Source organism: Yinghuangia seranimata (genome assembly GCF_029953285.1).
GTDB lineage: Bacteria > Actinomycetota > Actinomycetes > Streptomycetales > Streptomycetaceae > Yinghuangia > Yinghuangia seranimata.
Map to the genome: position 1 here is coordinate 22499 of NZ_JASAOI010000090.1, position 24236 is coordinate 46734.

The following is a 24236-nucleotide window of genomic DNA, read 5'->3' on the forward strand; positions in this document are numbered from 1 at the left end:
GGATCGCCGACGGGGACGCCATGTGACGCACGAGTGATCCGCGGCCGCGCGGGCAGGCACCGGCCCGAGCCGGCGGGGGCGGAACGACTCCCCACCGGCTCGTCGAAGACGCAATGAGGCCCTGTCAGGCGACCGCGGCGATGACCGACCCGGCCGTGGCGGTCGCCCCCCACCGGAGCGCCCGCCCCGCGGCCACGCCCCGGAGCCACAGCTCCGCGGCGACGACGTCGGCGAAGCCCCCGAGCAGCTCGCTCGGGTCGCCGCCCATGCCGCCCTTGCCGAGGACCGGGCGGGTCGCCCGGTCGAGCGCCACGCGAACGGCCTCCGTGTCGACCACTCCGAGCTCGCCGAGCAGCGGGGCCGCGAACAGGTCCCGCAGGTCGTTGGCGTTCCGGCGCAGCCCCCGCATCTCGGACTGGGTGTAGTCGCCCTTGCCCGTCCTCGACAGCGCGGACCGGGGCACGAGCCCTTCCACCGCCGTGTGCAACAGCGTGCGCGGCCCGTCGCCGCGCCCGCGTGCCCACGCGGGCAGCGCGAGGCCGGCGCGGACGACGCTGTTGTCGAGGTACGGCGCGCGGACCCGCACGCCGCTGCCCTCGGCGAGCTGCGCCATGACGCGGTGCCGGTCCGCCGCGCGGCGGACCGCGACCCACGACGCGCGGTCGCCGGGCCGGCGGTGCGCGGACGGGTCGCCCGGCTGTCCGGCGTTGTCGTCGAGGTCGCCGGCGACGCGGCGCAGCGCGGCCGCGACCCGGTGCCGGGCGTCCGCGGTGGCCCAAGCGAGCGCGGGCGCGGGGCGGCACCACGCGATGAGGCTGTCGAGCCCGTCCCCGGGCATGCCGCCGGGGCCGCGTTCGACGACGCCGGCCAGTTCGACGAGCGCCTGGTCGAAGCCGGTGCGGCCGATCCGCCGCGCCGCCGCCGCCAGGTCGCCGGGCTTGTATCCGGCCACGCGGGCCCACGAACGGGCGTGCCGTGCCGCGGCGATGGGGTGCCGGTCCATGGCGAGGTCGGCGAGGTAGGCGAGCGGGGTGCCGAGCACGGCGTCGCCGCCGTAACCGGTCAGGTGCACGTCGATACCGGCGTCGCGGGCCGCCGAGAGGTGCCGCAGCGTGCGCGCGGCGGTGACCAGCGGCAGCGCCGGCTCGTCGGTGACCGGCGGGGCGTCGAAGGCGTCGACCAGCCGGGTGTACGGCAGGCAGTCGGCGTCGGCGGGCACCAGCAGGTGCCGCAGCCGGGCGGACGCGGTGGCGACCTTGGAGGCGTACTCGACGTCGTCCTGCGCGTACGGGTCGGACCAGGTGACCGCGACGACCTCGTGCTGCGTGGCGCGGGCCGCGAGGAGCGACAGGACGGTCGAGTCGCGGCCTCCGGACAGGTCGGTGCCGGTCTTGGTCGCGGCGTCGACGCGGCGTCCGACAGCGCTGGTCAGCGCGTCCCGCAGCGCGGCCGCGGCGGCCGGGAAGTCGAGTGGCGCGGAGCCCTGTTCGTGCTTGCGCAGGCGCCGCTTGGGTCCGGCGATCTCCAGCGTGCGGCCGGGTTCGAGCCGGTCGATGCCGGTGAACAGCGACCGCCCGGACGCCAGTTCGGGCACCTCGGGGCAGACAACGCGGGCCGCGAGCAGGTCGTGGTCGAGCCGGGCGCCGGTCAGGTCGGCGAGCGGGAGCGCGTGCGAGGCGTACACGAACCCCTCGTCGTACGGCGCGTGGTAGACCTGGCGCAGTCCCGCGAGGTCGCCGAGCACCAGGGTGCGGCGGCCGAGCCGGAGCACCACGTGGTAGCTGCCGGGCCAGCAGGTGAGCGGCCGCAGGCCGCCGCCGCGCGCGACGGCGAGGCCGACGTCGAGCTCCGTGTCGGTGGCGCGGCAGTCGCCGAGCACCGCCATCTGCACCGATCCGCGGTTGAGGGTGCGGACTTCGTCGGCGGGCCACTCCCCCACCAGCCACAACGGGTCGGGTCCGTCCCACAGGACGGTGGAGTGTTCGGGTCGCGGAGCCGTGCGGCTTCCGCTCATACCAGCGAACCAGCGCATGTCAGTTCCCCCTGTACCGCGGTCCTCCCCAACGCCCCGCGTGAATCGCCGGACGCTGACCCATCCAGTCAAGCAAGGTTAGGCAACCCTGCCCAGAGCGCATGCGTGGCGCACAGGCACACGGTACCGGCGCACGCCCCACCGAAGTGCCCGACTACCTCGCGTTTGTTCGGATTGCCCCCGAACGGTCGTATGTTGACGGCCAATCAGCTATGTGATGCGTACCGTCTTGACGCCCTCCGTACACCCGTTGGGCCGTCCGCGTCCAGATGTGTCAATCCTCTTATGCATGCCTTCCCCTCCGGTTACCCTGAGGTGGACGGAGGTCGCCTTTGGGGGCAAGCCATGCGGAGTACTCCTAAGAGCGACGGGTCGGGGCAAGCCGCCCTGCGACCCGCGATGCCCGCTTCCCGGCTTCCCCGTCCCCTTCCGCGTCCGCGCGGCCCGCACGAGTCCCCGTCGGCGGAGCCGCCCGCCGCCGAGCCGACTCCCGGCACCGCGGCCGCCAAGCCGACCGCCGGCGAGAACTCCCGTGACACCTCCCGTGATTCCCCTCCGCGCGGCCCCAACGGCCGGCTCGGCGACCTGTTGGTGAAGGCCGGCGTCAGCAACGCCGGCCTGGCGCGCCGGGTCAACGACCTCGGCGCGGCCAGCGGCCTGACCCTGCGCTACGACAAGACCTCCGTCGCCCGCTGGGTCGGCAAGGGCATGACCCCGCAAGGACCCGTCCCCCACCTCATCGCGGCCGTCCTCGCCGAACGCCTCGGCAGGCCGGTGCCGTTGGAGGAGATCGGCCTGGAGGAGAGCGGCCCCACGGATCCCGATCTCGGCCTCTCCTTCCCGCGCGACCTTGCCGAAGCCGTCGTCAAGGCCACCGACCTGTGGAGGCACGACCACGTGAACCGCCGCGAATTCCTGACCGGGACATTCGCCGTCACCGCCTTCGCGACCCCTCTCGCGCGTTGGCTCATCACCCCGGCGGACGCACTGGCCGAACACCGCGGCACGGACCGCAGGGTCGGCCAGACGGATGTGGCCAAGCTCCGGGAGGCGGCGGCAGAGGCACGACGCTGGGACAGCAAGTACGGAGGCGGCGACTGGCGGGCCGGCATGGTCCCCGAGTGCCTGCGCGTCGAGGCCGCGCCGCTGCTGCGCGGCAGCTACCAGGACCCGGTGGGGCGGCAGTTGTTCGGAGCGTCCGCCGAACTGTCGCGGCTGGCCGGGTGGATGGCCTTCGACACCGGCCAGCACGAGATAGCCCAGCGCTACTACATCCAGGCGCTCCGGCTCGCCCGCGCCGCGGCCGATGTCCCGCTCGGCGGCTACGTGTTGGCGACGATGAGCCTGCAGGCGACGTACCGCGGCCACCCGCAGGCGGCGGTCGACCTCGCGCAGGCGGCCGTGGAGCGCAACCGCGGCATCGCGACCACCAAGGTGACCGGGTTCCTGCACCTCGTGGAGGCGCGCGCCCACGCGCGCGCCGGGGACGCGCAGGCGTGCGCCCGCTCGCTCAACGCCGCCGAGACACACCTGGAGCGCGCCCGCGGGGGCGACGACGACCCGGAGTGGATCGACTTCTTCTCGTACGACCGGCTGTGCGCGGACGGCGCCGAGTGCTACCGCGACCTCGGGCTGCCGGAGCAGACCCGGCGGTTCACCGCCACCGCGCTGGCCGGCCGCAGCGAGGCGTTCGTGCGCTCGCACGGCCTGCGGCTCGCGGTCGGCGCGCAGGCCGACCTGGCCGCCGGCGACCTGGACGCGGCGTGCGGCGGAGGCATGCGCGCGCTCGCGGTCGCGCAGCGCGTCCAGTCCGCGCGCACCACCGCCTACGTCCGCGACCTGGTCGGCGACCTGCAGACCGCGCACCCGCGCGAGCAGACGGTCCGCGACCTCGCCGAGCACGTCCGCGCGACGATCGGCATCACCGCCTGACCGCGGCCCGGCGGGCGGCGTCGCACCGAGCGCCTCGTACGGGCGAACCTGAGCCGTCCGGGCCCGGCCCCCTACCGTGCTGCGCGATACTGGCACGTTGACACGTCCGGAACGTCCGGTACGGCGAAGGCGGGGAGCCCATGCTCAGGTACGACGTGATCGTGATCGGCGGCGGGATCGTCGGCCTGTCCACCGCGTTCGCGCTCACCGAGCGGTCCCCCGGCACCACGGTCGCGGTGCTGGAGAAGGAGACCTCCTGGGCCGCGCACCAGACCGGCCGCAACTCCGGCGTGATCCACTCCGGCCTCTACTACAAGCCTGGCAGCCTCAAGGCGCGCTTCGCCGTCGAGGGCGCGCGCCGCATGGTCGCGTTCTGCGCCGAGCACGACATCCCGCACGAGGTCACCGGCAAGCTCGTGGTCGCCACCGACCCGTCCGAACTCGGCCGCATGAAGACGCTGTTCCAGCGCGGCGAGGCCAACGGCGTCCCGGTCAAGGAGCTGTCCCCCGAGGAGATCCGCGAGTACGAGCCGAACGTGCGCGCGATCGCCGGGCTGCACGTGGGCACCACCGGCATCGTCGACTACGGCGCGGTCTGCGGCACCCTCGTCGACCTGCTGCACGCGCGCGGCGTCTCGCTCCGCACCGGCGCCGGTGTGACCGGCATGGCCGTGCACCCGGACGAGGTCGTCGTGCAGACCCGGCTCGGCGAAGTACGCGGCCGCGTCGTGGTCAACTGCGCGGGCCTCTACAGCGACCAGGTCGCCGCGATGGCGGCCAGGGCCGAGGGCGGCGCTCCGCCGCCGGTGCGGATCGTGCCGTTCCGCGGCGAGTACCACGAGCTCGCTCCGCATCGGCGCGGCCTGGTGAAGGGGCTGGTCTACCCGGTCCCCGACCCCGCGTTCCCGTTCCTGGGCGTGCACCTCACCCGCGGCATCCACGGCGACGTGCACGTCGGACCCAACGCGGTGCTGGCGCTGCGCCGCGAGGGCTACTCGTGGGCCCATGCCCACCCGCGCGAGCTGGCTGGCACGCTCGCGTACCGCGGCATGTGGCACATCGCGCGGCGGCACTGGCGGTACGGCGCGGGCGAGATGCTGCGCTCGTTGTCCAAGCCGGCCTTCACCAAGGCCGTCCAGCGCATGCTGCCCGCGGTGACCGCGGCCGACCTGGTGCCCGCCCCCGCCGGGGTGCGGGCGCAGGCCGTGCGGCCCGACGGCGAGCTGGTGGACGACTTCCTGTTCACGGGCGGCGAGCGGATCGTCAATGTGCTGAACGCGCCCTCGCCCGCGGCGACGGCGTCGCTGCCGATCGGCGAGGAGATCGCCGGGCGGGTGCTCGAGCGCCTGGTGTGACCGCCGCGCGCGGACCGTCCGGGCGGGCGCGGCGGGTCCCGTAGCATCGAAGGGTCCCGCGCGCGTCCAGGCCGAAGGCGGCCCGGCCGCGCCGCTTCCCCTCACGACCCGACGGCGCCCTTCTTCATGTCGACCACGCCCGCAGCCGCCCCTTCCGCGACGGTGTCGCCCGCGCAGACCGGCCGGCCCGGCTCCCCGCCGCCCGGCACCGCCTCGACGCTGGTGCCCGACCCGTTCGGCGGCCCCCCGGTGGGCGCCGTGCGCACGTTCCACCCGCGCCGCGGGCGGCTCAGCCCGCAGCAGCAGGACGCGATCGACCGGCTGTGGCCGGCGTACGGCGGCCGGGTCGACGGCACGCCGCTGGACCTCGCGGCCCGGTTCGGGAACGACAACCCGGTCGTGCTGGAGATCGGCTTCGGCATGGGCGAGGCGACCGCGGCCAAGGCCGCGGCCGACCCGGGCACCAACAACCAGGCGACCGACAACCACACCCCGGGCCTGGGCAACCTGCTGCACCACGTGGCGCGCGAGGGCCTCACCAACGTGCGGATCGTCGAGGGCGACGCGGTCGCGCTGCTCACCGAGATGATCCCCGCGGACGCGCTCGCCGGGATACGGGTGTACTTCCCCGACCCGTGGCCGAAGTCGCGGCACCACAAGCGGCGGCTGATCCGCCCCGGCTTCGTCGCGATGGCCGCGTCGCGCCTCGCGCCGGGCGGCACGCTGCACTGCGCGACGGACTGGGCGCCGTACGCCGCGTGGATGCTGGAGGTCCTCGAGGCCGAGCCCGCGCTCAGCAACACCGCGGGCCCCGGCGGAGGGTTCGCGCCGCGCCCGGAATGGCGGCCGATGACCCGCTTCGAGCGCCAGGGCCTCGCGAAGGGGCACCCGGTGGCGGACCTGATCTTCCGCCGCGCCTGACATTTTCGGTCAAGCAAACGAAGTGGTCGGTCCGCCCGGCTATCGTCACACCATATGAACGCACCTGATCACGCGCTGCCCGCCGCCCCACGCGGCGGCGGCGGCGCCGTGCGGGCGTTCCTGGCCCGGCCCCGCAACCGCCTCGTCACGCTCGCCCTGCTGTTCACCGTGTGCTGGATCGCGGCGGCAGCCAAGATGCTCGACGCCACCGGCGGCACAGGCCTCGCGGTCGGCGTGCCGCTGGCCGCCGCACCCGTGCCGCTCGTCGTCGGCGCGTTCCTCATGCTCGCCCGCGCCCGCCCGCAGCCGTGGCCGCACCTGGCGTTCGCGCTGTCGTGGGGCGCCGGCGCGGGGGCGCTGGCCGCGCTGTACGCCAACTCGTGGTCGATCAACGCGATCGTCGACCGCTCCGGCCTGTACCGCGGCGAGCAGCTCGGCCTGACCGTCGTCGCGCCGTTCGTCGAGGAGGCCGCGAAGGGCGCCGCGGTACTCCTCCTGCTGCTGTTCCGGCGGCACTGGTTCCGCGGCCCGCTGGACGGGATGGTGCTGGCCGCCACCACCGCGGCCGGCTTCGCGTTCACCGAGAACGTCCTGTACTTCGGCCGCGCGTTCGGCGAGGGCAGCGCCAACGACGACGCGGCGGCGCAGACCGCGGCGGTCTTCTTCGCGCGCGCGGTCCTCACGCCGTTCGCGCATCCCCTGTTCACCTCCGCGACCGGTATCGCGCTCGGCCTCGCGGTGCTCGCCCGCAACCGGGTCGCCGCCGTGCTGACCGGCGTCGGCGGCTACCTGACCGCCGTCGCGCTGCACGCGTCGTGGAACGGCGCCGCGTGGAAGACCACCGTGGACGACAACGGCGGCATCATGCTGCTCGTCTACTTCTTCGTGATGGCGCCGCTGCTGGCCGGGCTGTTCGTGTACGGCGGCGGCCTGCGCCGCCGCCAGCTCGGCGCGGTCAGGGCGCAGCTGCCCTGGTACGTCCCGGCGGGCTGGCTCACCTGGAACGAGCCCGAGGTGCTCGGGACGGTCGCCGACCGCGCCCGGCAGCGTCGCACCGCCCTCGCGCTGTACGGCAAGCCCGGCGAGCGCGCGCTGCGCCGCTACCAGTGGAACGCCACCGCCCTCGCCGAGCTGCGCGAACGCGCGGTGCGCGGCGACATGCGGCCCGACTTCGGCACCCGCGAGCGCGAGCTCCTGGACGCCCTGTGGGCGGACCGCGCCGGGCTGGAGCCGGTGCTGGTCAACACGCTGCCGACGCCGCGCTGGGGGTACGGATGGGCGGCCCCGCAGCCCGTGGCCTACCCGCAGCCGGGTGTGTACTGGCCGGGCGCCTACGCACAGCCCCAGCAGGCCTACGCTCCGTACGCTCCGTACGCGCCGGCCCCGCAGCAGGCCTGGGCCCCGGCCGCCCCGCCCGCCCAGATGCCCCTGCCCATGACAGGGCCCATGACGGGGCCCTTCCCCGGGCCGTGGACACTCCCCCGCCACCCCGACACGGTGTGGGCGCCCCCGCAGCCGGCGCCCGGCCCGTGGGGCGCCGCCGCGAACCCGCCCGGCTGGGGTCCGCCGGCCGCCGCCCCGTACCAGGCCCCGCACCACCACTGAGCCGGCCGCAGGGCGGGCCGGCGCCCCGGGCGCTCCCCGGGTCCGGTCCGCCGCACGGCGCTCGACGTGGCACGATGGTCCCCGCCCGGCGCGCCAGCCGTCCCGCGCGGGCCCGACTGGAGACCACGTGCACATCACCGCGAGCTACATTCCGACCGAGCGCGACGTCGCCGACGGTGTCGTCGCGTTCCGCAAGGGGCTGTTCCGCGGCCTGCTCGGCGCCGGTGTGTTCCTGGTGGGTGCGGGCCTGGTGGTCCTGGTGATCGAGGCGCTGGGCACGGGCCTCGAGTTCTGGCCGTTCGTGTTCCTCGGGTTCGGCGCGGCCATGCTGGCGCTGCGCTTCTGGGCGCCGCTGCAGGCCGCCCGGCAGAACCGGCACATGCACAGCGACGTGTGCGAGGTGACGCTCACGGACAACGCCTACCGGTCGGCGATAGGCGCGCACCGGGCGGAGATCCCGTGGAGCAACTTCCGTAAGCTGCGCTCGGTCGACGACCAGTGGATCTTCGAGTTCAGCCAGGCACAGGCGATCATGGTGCCGCACCGCGTCTTCAGCTCCGCGGAGAACGCCGAGATCGGCGACTTCCTGCGCGAGCGCGGCCTGTCCCGCCGCTGACCCCGGGCCGGGCCTAGTCTCCCGGTCTCGCCTCGTACGCGCCCCGCGCGCGGGCCGCGCGTTCGCGGTCCATCTGCCGCGCGATGACGATCTCCAGCGCGCTCCATCCGCAGCCGAGCAGGAACAGCGCCGCGAACAGCAGCGCGACGACCCACAGCCACGAATGCGCGACGACCGCGAGCACCGCGACCATCGACGCCACGATCGTCAGCGCGAAGAACACGCCGGTCCACGCCGCGGCGTCGCCCGCGCGCTCCGAGAGTCGGTTCCGCCCCACCGGACCCCTCCCCGTGCCGTTCCCCCGCCACCCCACTGAGTAGATGCCCCCGTGCGGCGCGGGCACACGCGCGGGCGCGAACAAGGGCGGGCGAAGCGGATGTTCCGGCGGAACGGGGCGAGGAGCGCGAACGGCGGCGGCCGGGCGGGGCCTCGGGACCGGTCCTAAGGCTCGAGCACCACACCGGAGTTGACGTGCGTCACCGTGCCGGTGATGCCGCGGGCCCGCGGTGAGACGAGGAACAGCACCGCCTCGGCGATGTCGGCGGGCTCGGTGATGCGGCGCAGCGCCGCGCTCGCCGCGAACTCCTCGCGGACCGCCTCCGGGGTGCTGCCCCGGCGCCGCGCGACGTCCTCCAGGTAGGCGGTGAGCTTGGCGTTGTCGGTGTAGCCGGCCACCACCACGTTGACGCGTATGCCGTCCCGCCCGACCTCGCGGGCGAGCGTGGCGGAGGCGATCTCCATGGCCATCTTGGTCGACGCGTACGCCGCCATGTGCGGCAGCTTCATGCGCGGCGCCTCGGAGCTGATCTGCACGATCGCCCCGCCGCCGACCGCGCGCATGTGCGGCAGCGCCGCCCTGCTGACCTCCAGGACGCCGAGCACGTTGACGTCGAACGCGCGGCGGAACTCCTCCCGGTCCAGGTCCTCGACCCGCCCCGACGGGTTGTAGGTCGCGACGTTCACGACGGCGTCGACGCGCCCGAGCCGGTCGGCGGCCGCCGCGACGAGCGCGTGGCACGCGTCCGGGTCGGCGATGTCGGTCGGCACCGCGTGCACGGTGCGCCCGGTCTCGCGGGCGACCCGCTCGGCGAGCGCGCGCAACGGCTCGGCGCGCCGGGCGCCCAGGACGAGGTCGGCGCCGTCGCCCGCCAGCGCCAGGGCGCTGGCCAGCCCGATGCCTTCGCCCGCGCCGGCCACCACCGCGACGCGGCCTTCGAGTGTGCCCATGTGATCGCCCTTTCCCGGGGGTCTTCCTTCGCCTTCTTTTCGCCTTCTTCCGGTATCAAGGAAGCCGCACACCATCAAGATCGACCGCGGGATCCGGGCGAGGATCACAGGACACCCGCGGCCCGGCGGACCCGGAGGACGGCATGACGGACGAGAACGGGTTCGCGGAGGTACGGAAGCTGTTGGCGTACGAGGAGATCCGGCAGCTCGCCGCCCGCTACGCGCTCGCCGTCGACAGCCGCGACCTGGACGCGCTGTGCGAGCTGTTCGTCGAGGACGTGCGCGTCACCCGCGAGACGTCCGGACGGGCCGCGCTGCGCGCGTCGTTCGCGGAGCAGCTGCGCCCGCTCGGCGTGACGATCCTGAACGTCGGCACGCACGTCATCGACCTGCTGGACGACGACCACGCGACCGGCCACGTGTACTGCAAGGGCGAGATCCAGGAGGGTCCGCGCTGGATCCACCAGGCGATCCTGTACCGCGACGTGTACGAGCGCCGGGACGGCCGCTGGCTGTTCGTCCGGCGCCGCCACGACCTCTGGTACGGCGCGAACGTCGGCGCCAACCCGGCCGGGCTGCCGCCCGCGAACTGGCCGGAGCGGTCGTACGGCAGCGGCACCGTGCCGGCCCTGTGGAAGACCTGGCAGGACTTCACGGCCGATGGGGACACATCCGGGCAGCCCTGATCAATCCGAACAAATCACGGTTTCCGCACGCCCCTCGGCGGAACGCCGCTTGGCTGATATACGTATGAGACTCACTGAGACTCACACGGCCGGTCGTCTCACCGGCGGCGTGCGACGACAGCAGGCGACGCGGAGGGGCAGCACGTGATCCGGTACCGACTCCGGGTGGACTTCTACCAGGACGTCCAGGCGGACCGGCCCCCGGTGGGCTACGTCGGCTCGCTGCTGTCCGGCGACTTCGCCGGACCGGCGCTGCCGCGCGGCGGCGACGCGGTGTCCGCGATACCGCTCGGCGGCGCGCACGTCGGCCCGTGGTCGGGCGGCCCGTACATGTCCGTGCACCGCGTCGAGCACCACCCGGTCCCGGTCGACCTGGAAGGCCGCATCGTCGAGTGGTGGGAGCAGTACCCGCACCCGTCGGTGCACGTCGTCGTCCTGGCCGAGTGGCCCGAGGACGAGAAGGCCGAGCACGAGCTCATGGACGTCTACGAGGCGCAGGGCTGGAGCTCGTTCCCGGCCGGCCCGGAGAACCCGTTCCACGCGGGCGAGGACGTCGCGGTCTTCTGACGGGGCTCCCCGGACCGGCTCACCGGGGCCCCGCTACTTGGGCTGCTTGTAGCCCTTCTTGTCGATCGTCGCGATGATCGTGTTCACGGTCGCGTCATAGGACTTGGGCAGCGCGCCGGTGCTGAACGAGATCTTGGACTGCGGCAGCCACCACACCTGCGGCTGGAGCTGCGTGCCGCCGCAGGTGACCTGGTACTGCGCGTACTCGTACTTGAGATCGCCGAGCTTCACGAACGTGCGCCCCGACGTGCGCGACTCGGGGGCGGGCGATCCCGGCGCCGCGCCGGGGCACACCGCCGGCGCGCCGAGGGTCCAGCCCGCGGGGTCGTCGAGCGCGACCTGGCGCTGCGGCGTCGCGCCGACCCACACGCGCAGGCCGTTGCGCAGGCAGTCGGCCGGCTGCGTCGCCGGCGGGTTGAGCGGGGCGATGCACACCGACGTCGCGTCGATCGGCCGCGCGTCCCAGTCGGCCGGCACGGGCAGCTTGAGGCCCGCCAGTTCGAACACGTTGGGCCCCGTCACCGTGCCCGGCGGCGGCGGTGCGAACGTCTGCGCGGCGGGCTGCACCTTCTTGTCCTTCTTGCCGCCGCCGTCACCCGACATCGCCGCGATGACACCCGCGATCGCGGCCACCGCGACCACGCCGGCCACGGCGGCGAGCACGACGCGCCGGCGCCCGTTGTCGCTGTCGTCCGCGGCCCCGCGGCGCCTGCCCTTGGCGGGCGGCGCCTGGGCGAGCCCGTCGAGCGTGTGCCCGACGAAGGTGTCGCCGTGCTGGGGCGCGCCGTACTGCTGCTGCGGCGGCTGGTGCGCGGTGTAGGTCGGCTGGCCGTGCACCGGGGGCGGCGGCGCGGCCGGTGTGTAGCCGGAGCCGTTGGCCGCCGGGTAGCCCGCCGAGTGCGCTCCCGAATGCCCCGCCGTGTAGCCCGTGTAGCCGCCCGTCGAGGGGGGTGCGGGCGGTGCGCCGTTCCCGCCGCCGTACAGCACGTCCGCCTGGTTCGCCGAGGCGTGCCCCCAAGCGCCGTCCGCGGAGGGCGCCTTCCAGTGCATGTCGATGAGGGACGTCGCGTCGGAGACCGGGTCGTGCGCCGGCGCCGAGCCCGCGCCGAGCACGTTGCGCCAGCTCGTCGTGACCCCGCTGAGCAGCGCGTGCGCGGTGGGCCTGCGCAGCGGGTCCTTGTCCGCGCCCCAGTCGACCAGCGGACGCAGCGGCTGCGGCACACCGGAGGTGTCGGCGTGCTCCTGGAGCACGCGCAGCGCGACGACTTCGGGCGCGCCGGTGCCGAACGGGATGGTGCCGGTCGCGGCGTACGCGACCATCATCGCCCACGCGTACACGTCGGCGGCCGGCGTGCTGTTCTGCCCGCGGAACCGCTCGGGGCTCATCCACGCCGGAGAACCGATCATCATGCCGGTGCGGGTGAGGCCGCTGTCCTCCATCGACCGTGCGATGCCGAGGTCGAGGACGCGCGGACCCGCGGGCGAGCACACGACGTTCTGCGGCTTGAGGTCGCGGTGCACGATGCCGACGTCGTGCAGCGCGACGAGCGCCTCGGCGAGGCCGGTGGCCAGCGCGTACAGCTCGTCGCCCGCCATCGGGCCCTGGTGGTCGACGCGTTCGGCCAGCGTGGGGCCCGGCACGTACTCGCACGCGAACCACGGCTGCGCGGCGTCGACGTCGGCGTCCAGCACGGGCGTCGTGCAGGTGCCCTGGACACGGCGCAGCAGCGCCACCTCGCGGGTGAACCGGGCGCGGAACTCCCGGTCGTCGGCGAACTGGGCGTGCACGATCTTGATCGCGACGCGGCGGTCGGCGTGGTCGAGCCCGGCGTACACCGAGCCCATGCCGCCGGAGCCGAGCCGGCCGATCAACCGGTACGGCCCGACGCTGCGCGGATCCGCGTCCCCGAGCGGACGTATGCCCGTTCCGGCCTCGGCTGCCATCTCGCCTCCGCGCACGTTCCTGTCGGGGGCGGGCCCCGAGCGCCCGCCTCCACTGCGGGGCATCCTCTCACCACGCCCGCCGTCCGGTGACACGTCGGCGGGCCGCGCGCGGTTCCCCGTGGTCCCGCGTGATCCTTGTGGCGGTACACACACGGGCCGCCCCGGAACCGTATCCCGGGGCGGCCGTTGAGGAGAACCACCGGTTATTCGCGGGCGCCCAACGCGGCGACGGGGTCGCGGCGCAGCACGGCCCGTGCGGCGAGCAACGCGGCGGCGTACGTGGTCACGACGGCCGAACCGGCCACCACCAGGTAGGTGCCGAGCGGCATGACGGGCGAGAAGGAACCGGCGATGCCGTTGGCGAAAGCGCCGAGCGTCAGGTAGGCGATCAGCGTGCCGAGGCCGAGCCCGAGGCCCACCACGACGGCGAGTTCGCCGCGCAGCATGGCGAACAACTGGCGCCGCGTCGTCCCGGAGAGGCGCAGCACCGCGAACTCGCGGGCCCGCGCGCCGATCGCCATCACGGTGGTGTTGACGACGCCGAGCGCCGTGAACAGCCCGATGGCGCCCAGGATCAGGACGTTCGCCCACGCCTGTTCGTCGGCCTTGGCGGACACCTCGTCGAGGTACGCGGCGCGGTCGAGGACGCGGCCCTCATGGGCCAACGCGGCGGTGAGCGCCGCCCGGTCGACGCCGGGCGCGGGAGCCACGTACACCTTGTCGTACGCCGCGACGCGGCTGTGGGCGAGCGCGACGTCGCGCGGCAGCAGGTAGTCGCCGAAGCCGTACGCGTTGGCGTACACCGCCACCACCTGTGCCTCGTACGGCGTTCCGTCGCCGAGCCAGAACCGGACGCGGTCGCCGGCGTGCTTGCCGAGCGCGTCGGCGCGGCGTTCGCCGAGCGCGACCGTGCCGGGGCCGGTCAGCCGCGCCACGTCGCCCTCGGTCACGCCGAGGTCGAGCACCTTGCCGACGCCGGGGTCGACGCCGCGCGCCTGCTGCTCCTCGGCGTCGCCCGCGGAGCCGTCGAGGACGGTGGTCTCCACGGTGCCGGAGACCGCCGCCACGCCGGGCAGGGCCGCGACGCGGTCGGCCGTGCCGGCGGGCAGCCCCGCGCCGTCGCGGCCGTCGACGACGAGCGTCCCCGCGGTGGTGCGGGCGCGGCTCTGCGCGACCGTCTCGTGCGCCTCGGTGCTGCCGAAGAACAGGATGGTGCAGGTGAATGCGATGGTGAGCGCGATCGGCGTGGCGACCGCGGAGACGCGTCCCGGGTCGGCGGCCCCGTTTGCGCGGGCTATCAGCGCCGGCGCGCGGCCGAACAGCGCGAGCGGGCGCCCGATGAGCGCGACGCCGAGCCGGGCGAGCGGGAGCCCGAGCAGCGCGACCGCCAGCATGAACGTGAACACGATGGCCACCGAGGTCGACGCGCCGTCGTCGCCGCCGAGGTGCATCGAGACGATCAGCAGGGTGACACCGCCGGCGACCGCGACGAGGCCGAGGGTGTAGCGCAGCAGCGGAACGAGGATGCGGCGCTTGCCGGTTGTCCCGAAGACCTCGGTGGGCCGGACCTTGGCCGCCCGGCCCGCGGCGACCAGCGCGGCGAGTTGCGTGGTCAGCACGGCGGTCCCGGCGCCCACGACGCCAGGGATCCATCCGTCGCGCACGACGAAGCCGTCCGGGAGCGCGTTCGCCTGGTCGAAGAGCGTGTGCAGGACCTCGGCGAACAGGTAGCCCAGCGGCACGCCGACGGCCGACGCGGCCAGCGCGACCAGCAGGGCCTCGCTCGCGATCATCCGGCGCACCTGGCCCGGCGTCGCGCCGACCGCCCGCAACAGGCCGATCTCACGCAGCCGTTGCCGGATCGAGAAGCCGAACGTGCCGGCCACGACGAAGACCGCCGCGAACGCCGCGGTGCCGCCGAACACGCTGACCAGCGGAACCGTCGCCTCCTGCGCCTCGGTCACCGCGGGCGCCTCCAGGCGGGCGAGCCCGCCGCCGGAGACCACCTGCAGGCGCGGCTGCGGGCGCGTGGGGTCGCCGAACTGCGGGCCGGCCGCCTTGAGCAGCTTGTCGACGGCGGTCCTGACCGCGCCGCGGTCCGCGCCGGGGTTCAGCTGGACGCCGAGGAAGTCCGCGCGGTCGGGCGTAGCGCTGAGCGAACGCGCCTGCGCCGGGGTGAGGAACACCGCGGCGGGGCCCCGGCCTTCGGCGATGCCGGTGACGGTCACGGTGTGTGTGCCCGTCGGCGTCGCGAGATCGAGGCGGGCGCCCGGCGCGATACCGAGCGCGGCGGCGGTCCGCGCGTCGACGACGGCCTGCCCGTCGCTCTGCGGCGCGGTGCCCGCGGTCAGCGCGTACGGGGTCAGCTGCGCGCTGTCCCACCCGTGCGCCTCGGCGCCGCCTCCGCCGGGCAGGCCCACCGGCACGGTGCGGTCCGGCACCACAGCGCGCACGCCCGGCAGCGCGGCGATGCGCGGCACGAACTCCTCGGGCACGCGCGCCGTCTGGCGCAGCGCGTCGGGGTCCATCTCGGAGTCCGCGGGGGGCTTGCCCATCGCCGGCGTGCGCGCCAGGTGCGCCGATCCGGCGACGGCGAGGTCGGTGCCCGACAGGCGCTCGACCTTTCCGTGGGTGCGCAGCGCGGACTCCAGCATCACGCCCGCCGCGGTGACGAGCACCGCGGCCAGGGCGACGGCCAGGAACGCGCCGACGAATCCGCCGACGCGCGTGCGCAGGGTTCCGATCGCGAGGCGCAGCACGGTGGGTCAACTCCTTGGGTACCGCCGGGAGAACAGGGGACGAGGGGGTGCCTGCGGGTCAGCGCTCCATGTGGATCATGCGGTCGGCCACCGCGTCCGCGGTGGGTGCCTCCAGCCGGTCGACGAGCCTGCCGTCGGCGAGGAACAGCACGCGGTCCGCGTACGACGCGGCGACCGGGTCGTGCGTGACCATCACGACGGTGTGCTGGTACGCGTCCACCACCTCGCGCAGCAGCGCGAGCACCTCGCGGCCGGTCTTGGTGTCCAGCGCGCCGGTCGGCTCGTCGGCGAACAGCACGTCGGGGCGGGTGACCAGGGCACGGGCGATGGCGACGCGCTGCTGCTGGCCGCCGGACAGCTGGCCGGGGCGGTGCCGGGCGCGTTCGCCCAGGCCGACGCGGGTCAGCACCTCGCGCACCCAGCGCTTGTCGGGGCGCTGCCCGGCGAGGCGCAGCGGCAGCGTCACGTTCTGCTCGGCGGTCAGCGAGCCGACCAGGTTGAACGCCTGGAACACGAACCCCACGCGGGTGCGCCGCAGTTCCGTCAGCTTGGTCTCGGACAGCCCGGCGATGTCGGTGCCGCGCAGCGCGACCCGTCCGCCGGACGGCCGGTCGAGGCCGGCGGCGCAGTGCAGGAACGTGCTCTTGCCGGAGCCCGACGGGCCCATCACCGCGGTGAACGAACCGGGGTGGATGTCGACGCTCACGCCGCGCAGGGCGTGCACCGCCTCCGAGCCGCGCCCGTACACCTTGGTGACGTCGGTGAGGGACACGGCGGTGGTGTCGGTGGTCGGGGCGTCGATGACGGCGGCGCGCTTGCCCATGGCCGGGTCCTCCGGAAGCTCGGTCCGGCGGTCCCGGACGGTGCTTCCAGCCTGGCTTTCCGGCGCCGCGGATCCGATCCGGCGACCGCCCGGATCCGGGGTGGGGTTTTCCCCAGGAGGCCCGGTGGTGGGATCCCCCAGCGGGCGGCTCCGCGGCGGTCGGGTGGCGGTCGCGCGCCGACGAAGTCTGGCCTTACCGGCGGCGGTGCGTGATAGGTGTGCGGGGCCGAACCACCGCGAGGACCGGAGGTCCCATGAAGATCAACGTCGACTTCGACAAGTGCAAGAGCAACGCGCTGTGCATGGCCGAGGCGCCCGAGGTGTTCGAGGTCCGCGACGACAACTTCCTCTACATACTCCAGGAGAACCCGTCGGAGGAGCTGCGCGCGCAGGTCGAGGAGGCCGTCCGCGTGTGCCCGACCCGGGCCATCACGCTCGTCGAGGACTGACCGGACGCATCGGGACGGCCGCCGGGCGGCGCGCTCAGCCGCGCGGCCGGCGCAGCCGTTCGCGTACGTCGCGCGCCTGACGCCCTGCCGCGTCGCCGAGCCGCGCGGCCTGCCCCGGGACGGCCGAGGACTGGTAGGCCTGGCGCACCGCCTGCCCGGCGTCGCGGCCCAGTCCGCGAGCCCGGGCGAGCGGCTTGACGTTGACGACCGCGGTCCCGGCGATCCGGTCGTGCCAGGTGCGGCGGCGCGGGCCGAGGACCGCGAGCGGGTCGACGAAGCCGATGAGGCTGACCGCGCCGCACAGGCCGGCGAGCGACCAGTTCCGCAGGATGATCTCGTACCACATGAGCGTCAGCGCGGCCCACGGCACGAACACCGCGACCAGCGTGCGCCGTCCGGCGCGGGCCAGCCCGAGCCGGTGCGAACCGCCGTCCACAGGGGTCGCCTTGACGCCGACCATGGCCTTGCCGAGCGTGCGTCCCCAACGGGCGTGCGCGAGCCAGTCGTAGAGCACCGGCACGAGCAGGTGGGCGAGCACCAGCAGGAGGAGCAGCAGCTTGGTCTTCGCCCACAGTCCGTCCACGGCCTCGAGCGGGGCCCGTTTGGCGGCGTCGGCGTTTCCGGCCAGCAGATCCCAGAACACCTTGTGGAACGTGGTGTTCTGCAGGTCGGCGGCCTTGCCCTGCAGGTAGTGGTACGCGGCGAACCACAGCGGCACCACGAGCGCGGTGGCGAGGAGGTAGTCGACGGTCCGCGCGAGCAGCCGCAACAGCCGCGAGGCGGGCGGCAGTTCCCGCTCCTCGACGATGGCCTCCGCAGGGGGCGCCTGCGGAACCGGCGGCGGGTTCCACCCGGGCACCGGACCCGGCACGAAGCCCGGCGCCTGCTGCGGCGGCGCGCCCGGCAGCCCGGCCTGCGGCCCGCCGCCGAACGCGGGCCCCGAGGCCCACTGCGGCGTGCCGGACGGTTCGGGTTGCTGAGGGAACGTCATGCTCCGGACGCTTTCGCGCCGTTGACGGCGCCGTCAAGCGGTGGATCCCTCAGGTGGCCCCGGCGTACGACACCGGGGCCGACGCCGTCCCGCCGGCTCAGGACAACTGACCGAGCGTCACCTCGACCGTCGCATCGCTGCCGTCCTCGTGCTGCAGCTGCACCTTGGCCGTGTCGCCCGGCTTCAGACCGGCCAGGACCTCCGCCAGCGCGGCCTGGGTAGGGGTGTCCGTGCCGTTCACACTGGTGATGACGTCGCCGGGCTTGATGCCCGCGTTGGCGGCCCCGCTGCCCGGGGTGACCGAGACGACGCCGACGCCCGCGGGGCGGCCGCCCGCGCCCACGACGGTGGTGGCGGTGATACCGAGGGCCGCGCGGTTGGAGTCGGTGACCTTGCCGTCCTTGATGATCTGGTCGGCGAGGTTCGTCGCGGTGTTGGACGGGATCGCGAACCCGATGCCCGGCGCCAGCCCGCCGCCCCCGGCACCCGTGCCGTTGGTCGCGGCGAGCGTCGGGATGCCGACCACCTTGCTGTCGAGGTCGGCCAGCGCGCCGCCGCTGTTACCGGGGTTGATCGCCGCGGTGGTCTGGATCAGGTTGGGGATGGTCGCGCCGGGCGAGGTGTTGTCGGAGCCCTCGTTCTGGGTCCGGTTGAGCGCGGACACGATGCCCTGGCTGACGCTGCCGGCCAGCCCGAGCGGGTTGCCCATCGCCAGCACGATGTCGCCGACGTCGAGCTTGGACGAGTCGCCCCACTGCGCCGGCTTCAGGTTGTCCGGCGGGCTGTCGAGCCGGATCACCGCGATGTCGTTCGGCGGGTACGACGACACCAGCTTCGCGCTCAGCGGCGCGCTCTGGGTCGGGAGCGTGACCTGGAACGTGGTGGCGCTGCCGACGACGTGGGCGTTCGTGACGATGTTGCCCTTGGTGTCGTAGACGACGCCCGAGCCGAGCCCGGAGTCGGTGGTGATCTGCGCGACCGAGGGCAGCACGTCGGTGACCGTCTTGCGGTAGGTGTTCTGCAGGTCGCTCGCGCCGCCGCCGGACCCGGTCGGAGCGGTTCCCGACGGGCCGGTCGTGTTCGTGGCCGGCCCGGTCGGGGACGGGCTCTTCGTCGCGGCGCTCTTGGTGTCGGAGCCGTCGGAGCAGCCGGCCACGCCGACCAGCAGGACGGCCGCCGCCACGAGGGCGGCCGCCCGTCCGGGCGCGCCGAGCCGTCCCGTCGTCCGCCGTTCGCGGTCCCGCCTCGTTCGCACCATGGTCACCGTGCCTCCTCGCCCGGTCGCCACCACGTCGGGTCCGCTCAGAGGTGCCCGATTTGCCGGTTTCAAAAACGCGCGGGTCTTGCTTCCTGGCCCGAAGCGGGATGACATAGCGCACGCGGCAGGCTGACCGCCCGTCCGCTGACCGACCAGCACGAGACCAGCACGAGACACGTTCGCTCGGGAGGCAACACATGCTGTCGCTGCAAGAGATCTCGGACCGCCTTGAGATCCAGGATCTGATGGTCCGTTACTCACACGCGGTCGACACCCGCCAGTGGGACCTCCTCGACGACGTCTTCACCGCCGACGCGCACATCGACTACAGCGCGATGGGCGGCGCGAAGGGCGACCTGGCCGCGACGAAGAAGTTCCTGGCGGACGTCATGCCGATGTTCCCGGCCTTCCAGCACCTGATATCGAACTCGTCGATCCAGGTCGACGGCGACACCGCCACCGGCCGCACGATGTGCCACAACCCGATGATCATGCCCGGCGAGGACGGCCAGCAGAGCCTCATGCTGTGCGGCCTCTGGTACCTCGACACCTTCGAGCGCGTCGACGGACAGTGGCGCATCAAGGAGCGCGTCGAGGAGAAGGGCTACATGTACATCGCCCCGCCGACGCCCGGCATGGACGGCTGACGCCCCGAGCACCGCATCGGCCGCCCGCGCCCGCGGGCGGCCCCGCGGATCACCGGGGCGGCGCGGCCAGCCCCGTGCACGGGCGCAGCGAGTCGCGCCGGTCGGCGATCCGCTTCGCCTCGGCGCCGGTCTGCGGCACCGGGACGCCGCGGGAGTCGACCGACGCGGGGGCGAACGCCTCCTTGACCACCTTGCCGTCGGTGATCGTCAGCGTCGTGACGCCGGTGTCGTTGGAGTCCGGGTACGGCGAGGTCCCGTACCAGAGGAAGTTCCCGAAGCCGTAGCCCACATAGGTGCCGCCCAGCATGCCGGCGCCCTGCATGACGTGCGCGTGCGTGCCCACGACCGCCGTCGCGCCCGCGTCGGCGAGCTTCTTGGCGAGGCCCTTCTGGTCGGCCGAGGGGCACTTGTCGCCCTCGATGCCCCAGTGCAGGTAGACCACCACGACGGGGGCCTGGGCCTTCGCGTCCTTGACCGCCTTGACCAGCCGGTCGGCCTGGAGCGCGGAAGCGATGCCGGGCTTGGCGGGGCCGGCCGCGTACCGCTGGTTCGTGATGTCCTGGACCTGGCTCGCGGCCAGCACGGCCACCTTGGTGCCGCGCACGTCGGTGATCCACGGCCGGTACGCCGACGTGGCGTCGGGCCCGATGCCGACCACCGGGATCGGCGGGTTCTTCACCGCCGCGAGCGAGTCCTGCAGCCCGACGGGGCCGTAGTCGACGGCGTGGTTGTTGGCCATCGTGACGACGTCGATGCCGGACTTCTGCAGCTCCTTCAGCGCGGTCGCGGGCGCCCGGAAGTGGTAGGTCTTGTCCTCCGGCGTGCCGCGCTCGGTGATGGCCGACTCGAAGTTGACCATCGCGATGTCCGCCTGGCCCAGCGTCTTGCTGATCGGGCCGAGCGCGGTCTCGGCGCCCGCGTTCAGCCGCGGCACGGTGCGCTCGTTGAAGTGCACGTCGCCGGCGAAGGCCAGCGTCACCATGCCGGGCTTGCCGGCCGGCGCGGCGGCCTCCGACGGGTCGCCCGGAGCGGACGGCGAGCCGGGTGCCGTGCCGGGTGCCCCTGGGGCGCCCGGAGCACCGGCCGACGCGACGGGATCCGCCTTGTCGCCCGATCCGCCGCCGTCGGAACCGCCGACCAGGGAGCAGCCGCTGAGCGCGAGGACGAGGCCGGCCGCGGCGGCGAGGACCCGGGACCGCCGGGTGGGGGCTATGTGCACCGGGACACGCTAACCGAACACGCGCGCGAGGGTGGGCGGGCCCACCCTTCGGGTTGGCCCGCCCGCCACTCGTCCCGGGAGGCGCTGTGCGCCCGCCCGTCGCCTACAGCTGCGCCTCCAGCTCGATCCGCTGGTGGTCCGTCAGGTACTGCTTGAAGTCGGCGGTCAGCTCCGCGACGGGCGCCTGGCCGCTGTTGCGGATCTGCAGCTTCACCGGCTGGGGCCGCCCGCCGGGGCCGTTCAGGTAGCTCGCGGTGATCTTGTAGCGGCCGACCGGGATGTCCCGGACGCCGAACCCGTCACCCGTGCTCTCGGCCTTGCGCGTGACGGTCTTGCCGGTGCTGCCGTCGGCCAGCGTCCCGACCGGGGTCAGGGTGAACTGCACGTTGGTCGAGTCGGCGTAGCCGCCGTCGGCCGGGTTGGTCGGGTTGAGGTAGAAGAGGACCGAGCCGCCGTAGAACGCGTCGGGCAGGTCCTCCTGCGGCCCGGACAGCTTCCACGTGAAGTCCCGTACCGCGCCCTCGTTCCCGGCGAACGGGTCGGGGTTCTGCGCCGCGAGCCGGAACGTGTACTTGGTGCCGTTGTACGTCTTGTCGAACGACGCCGTCACCGCGTACGTCGCGGCCATGGGCGGCATTTCGGCCCGGTAGTCGCCGCGGTCGTCGGTCACCAGCACCATGTTGCTGTCGTAGAGCAGCTGGTTGTCGACGACGACCTTGGCACCCTTGACCGGGTTGCCCAGCCCGTCGGACACGTGCCCCTTGACGACGCCCTTCTCGACCTTGCCGGACGGCGCCTTCGGCGTCTCGCCGCCGGACGAACCGGCCTTGCCGTCCGTGCCGTTCGAGGCACTCGCGCTGCTCGCGCCGCTCGGCGCGGCGCCCTTGCCGGCGTCCTTGTCGTCGTCGAACGGCTTGCACGCGCCGAGCGCTCCCCCGAGCACGAGCGCCGCGGTCGCCGCGACGACGGCACGCCGAACAGACCCACCATGCGTGAACATCAGACATCCCCCCGGATGCGCTTCGCCCGGTGCCGGCTGGTCTCCCCCCATCCGGCGGCCGGAGCCACTGTTTTCCGCACCACCTTATGCCTAGGCTCCGTCCGATCAGGCTTGAGGAGGCAACAGGAATGTCCCGATCCGATGACAACAAGCGGCTTGTCGAACGGTTTTGGCAGGACTTGTACGAACGCGACTTCGACAAGGTCGGCGCCTATTTCGCCGAGGACGGCCACTACACCGACGTGCCGGCCCCGGGCGCGGGCGCGTACGGCCCGGCGCAGATCGCCGCACGCCTGCGGCTCGGCCTGGACATGCTGTCGGGCTACGAGCACCACCTCAAGCACATCGTCGCGGACGACACCGTCGTCGTCACCGAGCACGCCGAGAAGTGGTTCTGGGAGAGCGGCGAGAGCGTGCTGCTGCCGTTCGTCTCGGTCCACGAGGTCGGCCCGGACGGCAAACTCGTGCGCTGGCACGACTATTGGGACTTCAACACCCTCATGAACGCCGCCCCCGCCTGGTGGCTGGAGCACATCGCCAAGGGCTTCACGGCCTGACCCGCGCCGCGCCGCACCGGCGGAAAACGTCGAGCCCCGGCCGGTGCGGCCGGGGCTCGACGGAGGTCTGGTCCTTCGGGCTCAGTCATGACTAGTCTGTACAGCACTTACGCTTGAGCACGCCGAAGGCATTAGCACCTTAGCACACACGATCGCGCGCCTGCCGCCGAGGCGGCCCCGCCCCCGCTCACGAGGCGCGGTTGACCGCCTCGTAGACGCGGTCGGCGAGCTCGGGGTGCATGTCCAGGAAACCCTCGTCGTCCACCTCGAAGGCACCCGTGCGGTAGCTCTCGACGAAGGTCCGGAGCATGCGCTCCATGTCCGGGTAGTCGGTCTGGTCGGACGCCCCGTCGACGTAGCTCCACACCTGGACGACGCCCTCGTCGGCGGTCCACGCGACGGCGTAGAAGTCGCCGGCGGGCGAGACCAGCAGCGGCAGCCACTCCTCGTCGCCGTCCGACTCGACCTCGACCTCGTCCCGGAACTCCACCGCCTCGTCGAGGCTGATCAGCACATATCCGGGGATGAACGACGCCTCGTCGACCGTCTGGTCCTCCTCGGCGCGGGTGCCGTCCGCCCAGGCGAACCACTCGACCACCTCGTCGGGCGCGTCCTGGAGCCGGGCCCGCACCGCCGCCGGGTCGAGCCCGGGCTCGAACAGGTGCACGACACCGCGGTCCAGCCTGTCCAGCTCGCGCCGGACCCCGTCGAGTCCCTCCGTGACCGTGGCCATACGTCTGTCTCCTCCTGTACGCGTGCGCGCGGTGCGCACGCCAGCACGCCTCCAGGATGTCGTACGGCACCCTCCCCGCCACGCCCCCGCACGGACGATCGGCGCACGATTCCCACCCGTCGGGCGCATCGCGCCCCGGCCGGGGCGCGGCGGCGGAACGCCGCAGGGCCCGGCCTGAGCGGCCGGGCCCTGCGCGTAGGACTCACTGCACCGGGCCGGAGGGCCCGTGGATCACTTCTTGCCGTCGACGCCGATGATCGCGTTGGCGGGCAGCACGGTGTGCACCAGGTCCGGGTTCACCGGGCCGTTGAAGGGCGGGTACTTCGGGCCCTGGGCGCCGCGGCGGTACGCCGTGGTGGAGTGCTCCGGGTTCTTGTCGAACTCGGGGATGACCTTGTCGCCGAAGATCTCGATCATCTCGAGGTTCTCCTCGTGCGACATGCCGTCGTTGATGCCGAACACCAGCTGGTCGGTGCCGACCGACTGGTACGCCTCGATCTGCTCGCAGACCTCTTCCGGCGTGCCGCACAGCATGAGGCCGGCCTCGATCGCGAAGTCGAGGAACTCCTCGCCGCCCTGCGAGATGTCGAACGGCGGCTCCGGCCAGGTGATGGCGTCGGCCGACTTCGGCATCGTGTCGTGGTACAGGTTGACCATCGTGACCAGGTAGCCGCGGCCGACGCTGATCGCGATCTCACGGGCGCGCTTGCGGTCGTTCAGGCAGACGACGCCGTTCGTCATCATGACGTTGTTGTTCTGGTAGTCGCCCAGGATCTCGACCGGGTTCTCGGCGGCTTCCTTGTAGGCCTCGATGCGGCCCTTCAGGTTGTAGATCGGCTCGAAGTTGAACGCGATCGCGCCGATGCCGAGCGAGCCGGCCTTGGCGAACGAGCCGGGGTTGCCGCACGCCATCCA

General features: G+C 73.7%; 22 protein-coding genes. 10 read left to right on the forward strand and 12 right to left on the reverse strand.

The window, feature by feature from the left end; translation table 11 throughout:
* Positions 1-124: 124 nt before the first annotated feature.
* On the reverse strand, positions 125-2032 hold the full coding sequence (locus tag QI554_RS41660; protein ID WP_281478233.1) for an albusnodin/ikarugamycin family macrolactam cyclase: 1908 nt from the start codon (positions 2030-2032) through the stop codon (positions 125-127).
* 399 nt (positions 2033-2431) lie between these two features.
* Here QI554_RS41660 and QI554_RS41665 point away from each other — a divergent pair, with 399 nt between their 5' ends.
* From QI554_RS41665 to QI554_RS41685, 5 genes are all read left to right on the forward strand, one after another.
* Entirely contained in the window at positions 2432-3964 is a 1533-nt protein-coding gene (locus QI554_RS41665; RefSeq protein ID WP_281478236.1) for an NsdA family TPR-like regulatory protein, read from the forward strand.
* 140 nt (positions 3965-4104) lie between these two features.
* Complete coding sequence (lhgO, locus tag QI554_RS41670; protein WP_281478237.1) at positions 4105-5319, forward strand: L-2-hydroxyglutarate oxidase; 1215 nt, start codon at positions 4105-4107, stop codon at positions 5317-5319.
* Positions 5320-5445: 126 nt separating this feature from the next.
* Positions 5446-6240, forward strand: a complete 795-nt coding sequence (gene trmB / locus QI554_RS41675) for a tRNA (guanosine(46)-N7)-methyltransferase TrmB (RefSeq protein WP_281478239.1) — start codon at positions 5446-5448, stop codon at positions 6238-6240.
* A gap of 54 nt (positions 6241-6294) precedes the next feature.
* Positions 6295-7845: a PrsW family intramembrane metalloprotease gene (locus QI554_RS41680; protein WP_281478242.1), complete on the forward strand. Its 1551-nt coding sequence runs from the start codon at positions 6295-6297 to the stop codon at positions 7843-7845.
* 127 nt (positions 7846-7972) lie between these two features.
* Positions 7973-8461 carry a YcxB family protein gene (locus QI554_RS41685; RefSeq protein ID WP_281478244.1) on the forward strand — a complete coding sequence of 163 codons (489 nt, stop codon included), beginning with the start codon at positions 7973-7975 and terminating at the stop codon, positions 8459-8461.
* 13 nt (positions 8462-8474) lie between these two features.
* Here QI554_RS41685 and QI554_RS41690 read toward each other — a convergent pair whose 3' ends face one another.
* Together QI554_RS41690 and QI554_RS41695 are read right to left on the reverse strand one after the other, a co-directional pair.
* Positions 8475-8738 carry a hypothetical protein gene (locus QI554_RS41690; protein ID WP_281478246.1) on the reverse strand — a complete coding sequence of 88 codons (264 nt, stop codon included), beginning with the start codon at positions 8736-8738 and terminating at the stop codon, positions 8475-8477.
* Between the two features lie 164 nt (positions 8739-8902).
* Positions 8903-9688 carry an SDR family NAD(P)-dependent oxidoreductase gene (locus QI554_RS41695; RefSeq protein ID WP_281478248.1) on the reverse strand — a complete coding sequence of 262 codons (786 nt, stop codon included), beginning with the start codon at positions 9686-9688 and terminating at the stop codon, positions 8903-8905.
* A gap of 143 nt (positions 9689-9831) precedes the next feature.
* Between QI554_RS41695 and QI554_RS41700 the strand changes: the two genes are divergently transcribed.
* Complete coding sequence (locus tag QI554_RS41700; protein ID WP_281478250.1) at positions 9832-10374, forward strand: nuclear transport factor 2 family protein; 543 nt, start codon at positions 9832-9834, stop codon at positions 10372-10374.
* Between the two features lie 144 nt (positions 10375-10518).
* A complete protein-coding gene (locus QI554_RS41705) occupies positions 10519-10941 on the forward strand; it encodes a hypothetical protein (protein ID WP_281478252.1) in 423 nt (140 codons plus the stop codon).
* Between the two features lie 33 nt (positions 10942-10974).
* On the opposite strand, the gene QI554_RS41710 is transcribed toward QI554_RS41705, so the two are convergent.
* From QI554_RS41710 to QI554_RS41720, 3 genes are all read right to left on the reverse strand, one after another.
* Positions 10975-12885, reverse strand: a complete 1911-nt coding sequence (locus QI554_RS41710; RefSeq protein WP_281478253.1) for a serine/threonine-protein kinase — start codon at positions 12883-12885, stop codon at positions 10975-10977.
* 203 nt (positions 12886-13088) lie between these two features.
* Positions 13089-15644, reverse strand: a complete 2556-nt coding sequence (locus tag QI554_RS41715) for an FtsX-like permease family protein (RefSeq protein WP_281478256.1) — start codon at positions 15642-15644, stop codon at positions 13089-13091.
* 58 nt (positions 15645-15702) lie between these two features.
* Positions 15703-16467 (reverse strand): ABC transporter ATP-binding protein, encoded by a 765-nt coding sequence (locus tag QI554_RS41720; protein WP_281478258.1) that lies wholly within the window; start codon positions 16465-16467, stop codon positions 15703-15705.
* 254 nt (positions 16468-16721) lie between these two features.
* On the opposite strand from QI554_RS41720, the gene QI554_RS41725 reads away from it, so the two are divergent.
* Positions 16722-16916, forward strand: coding sequence for a ferredoxin (locus tag QI554_RS41725; RefSeq protein ID WP_281478260.1), 195 nt, complete (start codon positions 16722-16724; stop codon positions 16914-16916).
* A gap of 34 nt (positions 16917-16950) precedes the next feature.
* Here the strand turns inward: QI554_RS41725 and QI554_RS41730 are convergent, their stop codons facing one another.
* Both QI554_RS41730 and QI554_RS41735 read right to left on the reverse strand, forming a co-directional pair.
* A complete protein-coding gene (locus tag QI554_RS41730) occupies positions 16951-17907 on the reverse strand; it encodes an RDD family protein (protein WP_281478261.1) in 957 nt (318 codons plus the stop codon).
* Between the two features lie 97 nt (positions 17908-18004).
* Positions 18005-19165 carry a S1C family serine protease gene (locus QI554_RS41735; RefSeq protein ID WP_343230865.1) on the reverse strand — a complete coding sequence of 387 codons (1161 nt, stop codon included), beginning with the start codon at positions 19163-19165 and terminating at the stop codon, positions 18005-18007.
* A gap of 197 nt (positions 19166-19362) precedes the next feature.
* Here QI554_RS41735 and QI554_RS41740 point away from each other — a divergent pair, with 197 nt between their 5' ends.
* A complete protein-coding gene (locus QI554_RS41740; protein ID WP_281478264.1) occupies positions 19363-19812 on the forward strand; it encodes a nuclear transport factor 2 family protein in 450 nt (149 codons plus the stop codon).
* Positions 19813-19861: 49 nt separating this feature from the next.
* On the opposite strand, the gene QI554_RS41745 is transcribed toward QI554_RS41740, so the two are convergent.
* Together QI554_RS41745 and QI554_RS41750 are read right to left on the reverse strand one after the other, a co-directional pair.
* Positions 19862-21031, reverse strand: coding sequence for a CapA family protein (locus QI554_RS41745; protein WP_281478266.1), 1170 nt, complete (start codon positions 21029-21031; stop codon positions 19862-19864).
* Between the two features lie 103 nt (positions 21032-21134).
* Positions 21135-22031 carry a carboxypeptidase-like regulatory domain-containing protein gene (locus QI554_RS41750; protein ID WP_281478268.1) on the reverse strand — a complete coding sequence of 299 codons (897 nt, stop codon included), beginning with the start codon at positions 22029-22031 and terminating at the stop codon, positions 21135-21137.
* Between the two features lie 128 nt (positions 22032-22159).
* Between QI554_RS41750 and QI554_RS41755 the strand changes: the two genes are divergently transcribed.
* Positions 22160-22588: a nuclear transport factor 2 family protein gene (locus tag QI554_RS41755; protein ID WP_281478270.1), complete on the forward strand. Its 429-nt coding sequence runs from the start codon at positions 22160-22162 to the stop codon at positions 22586-22588.
* Positions 22589-22775: 187 nt separating this feature from the next.
* Here the strand turns inward: QI554_RS41755 and QI554_RS41760 are convergent, their stop codons facing one another.
* A complete protein-coding gene (locus tag QI554_RS41760; protein ID WP_281478272.1) occupies positions 22776-23321 on the reverse strand; it encodes an SMI1/KNR4 family protein in 546 nt (181 codons plus the stop codon).
* A 231-nt stretch (positions 23322-23552) separates the two neighbouring features.
* On the reverse strand, positions 23553-24236 hold a 684-nt coding region (locus tag QI554_RS41765; RefSeq protein WP_343230864.1), incomplete at its 5' end, for an LLM class flavin-dependent oxidoreductase.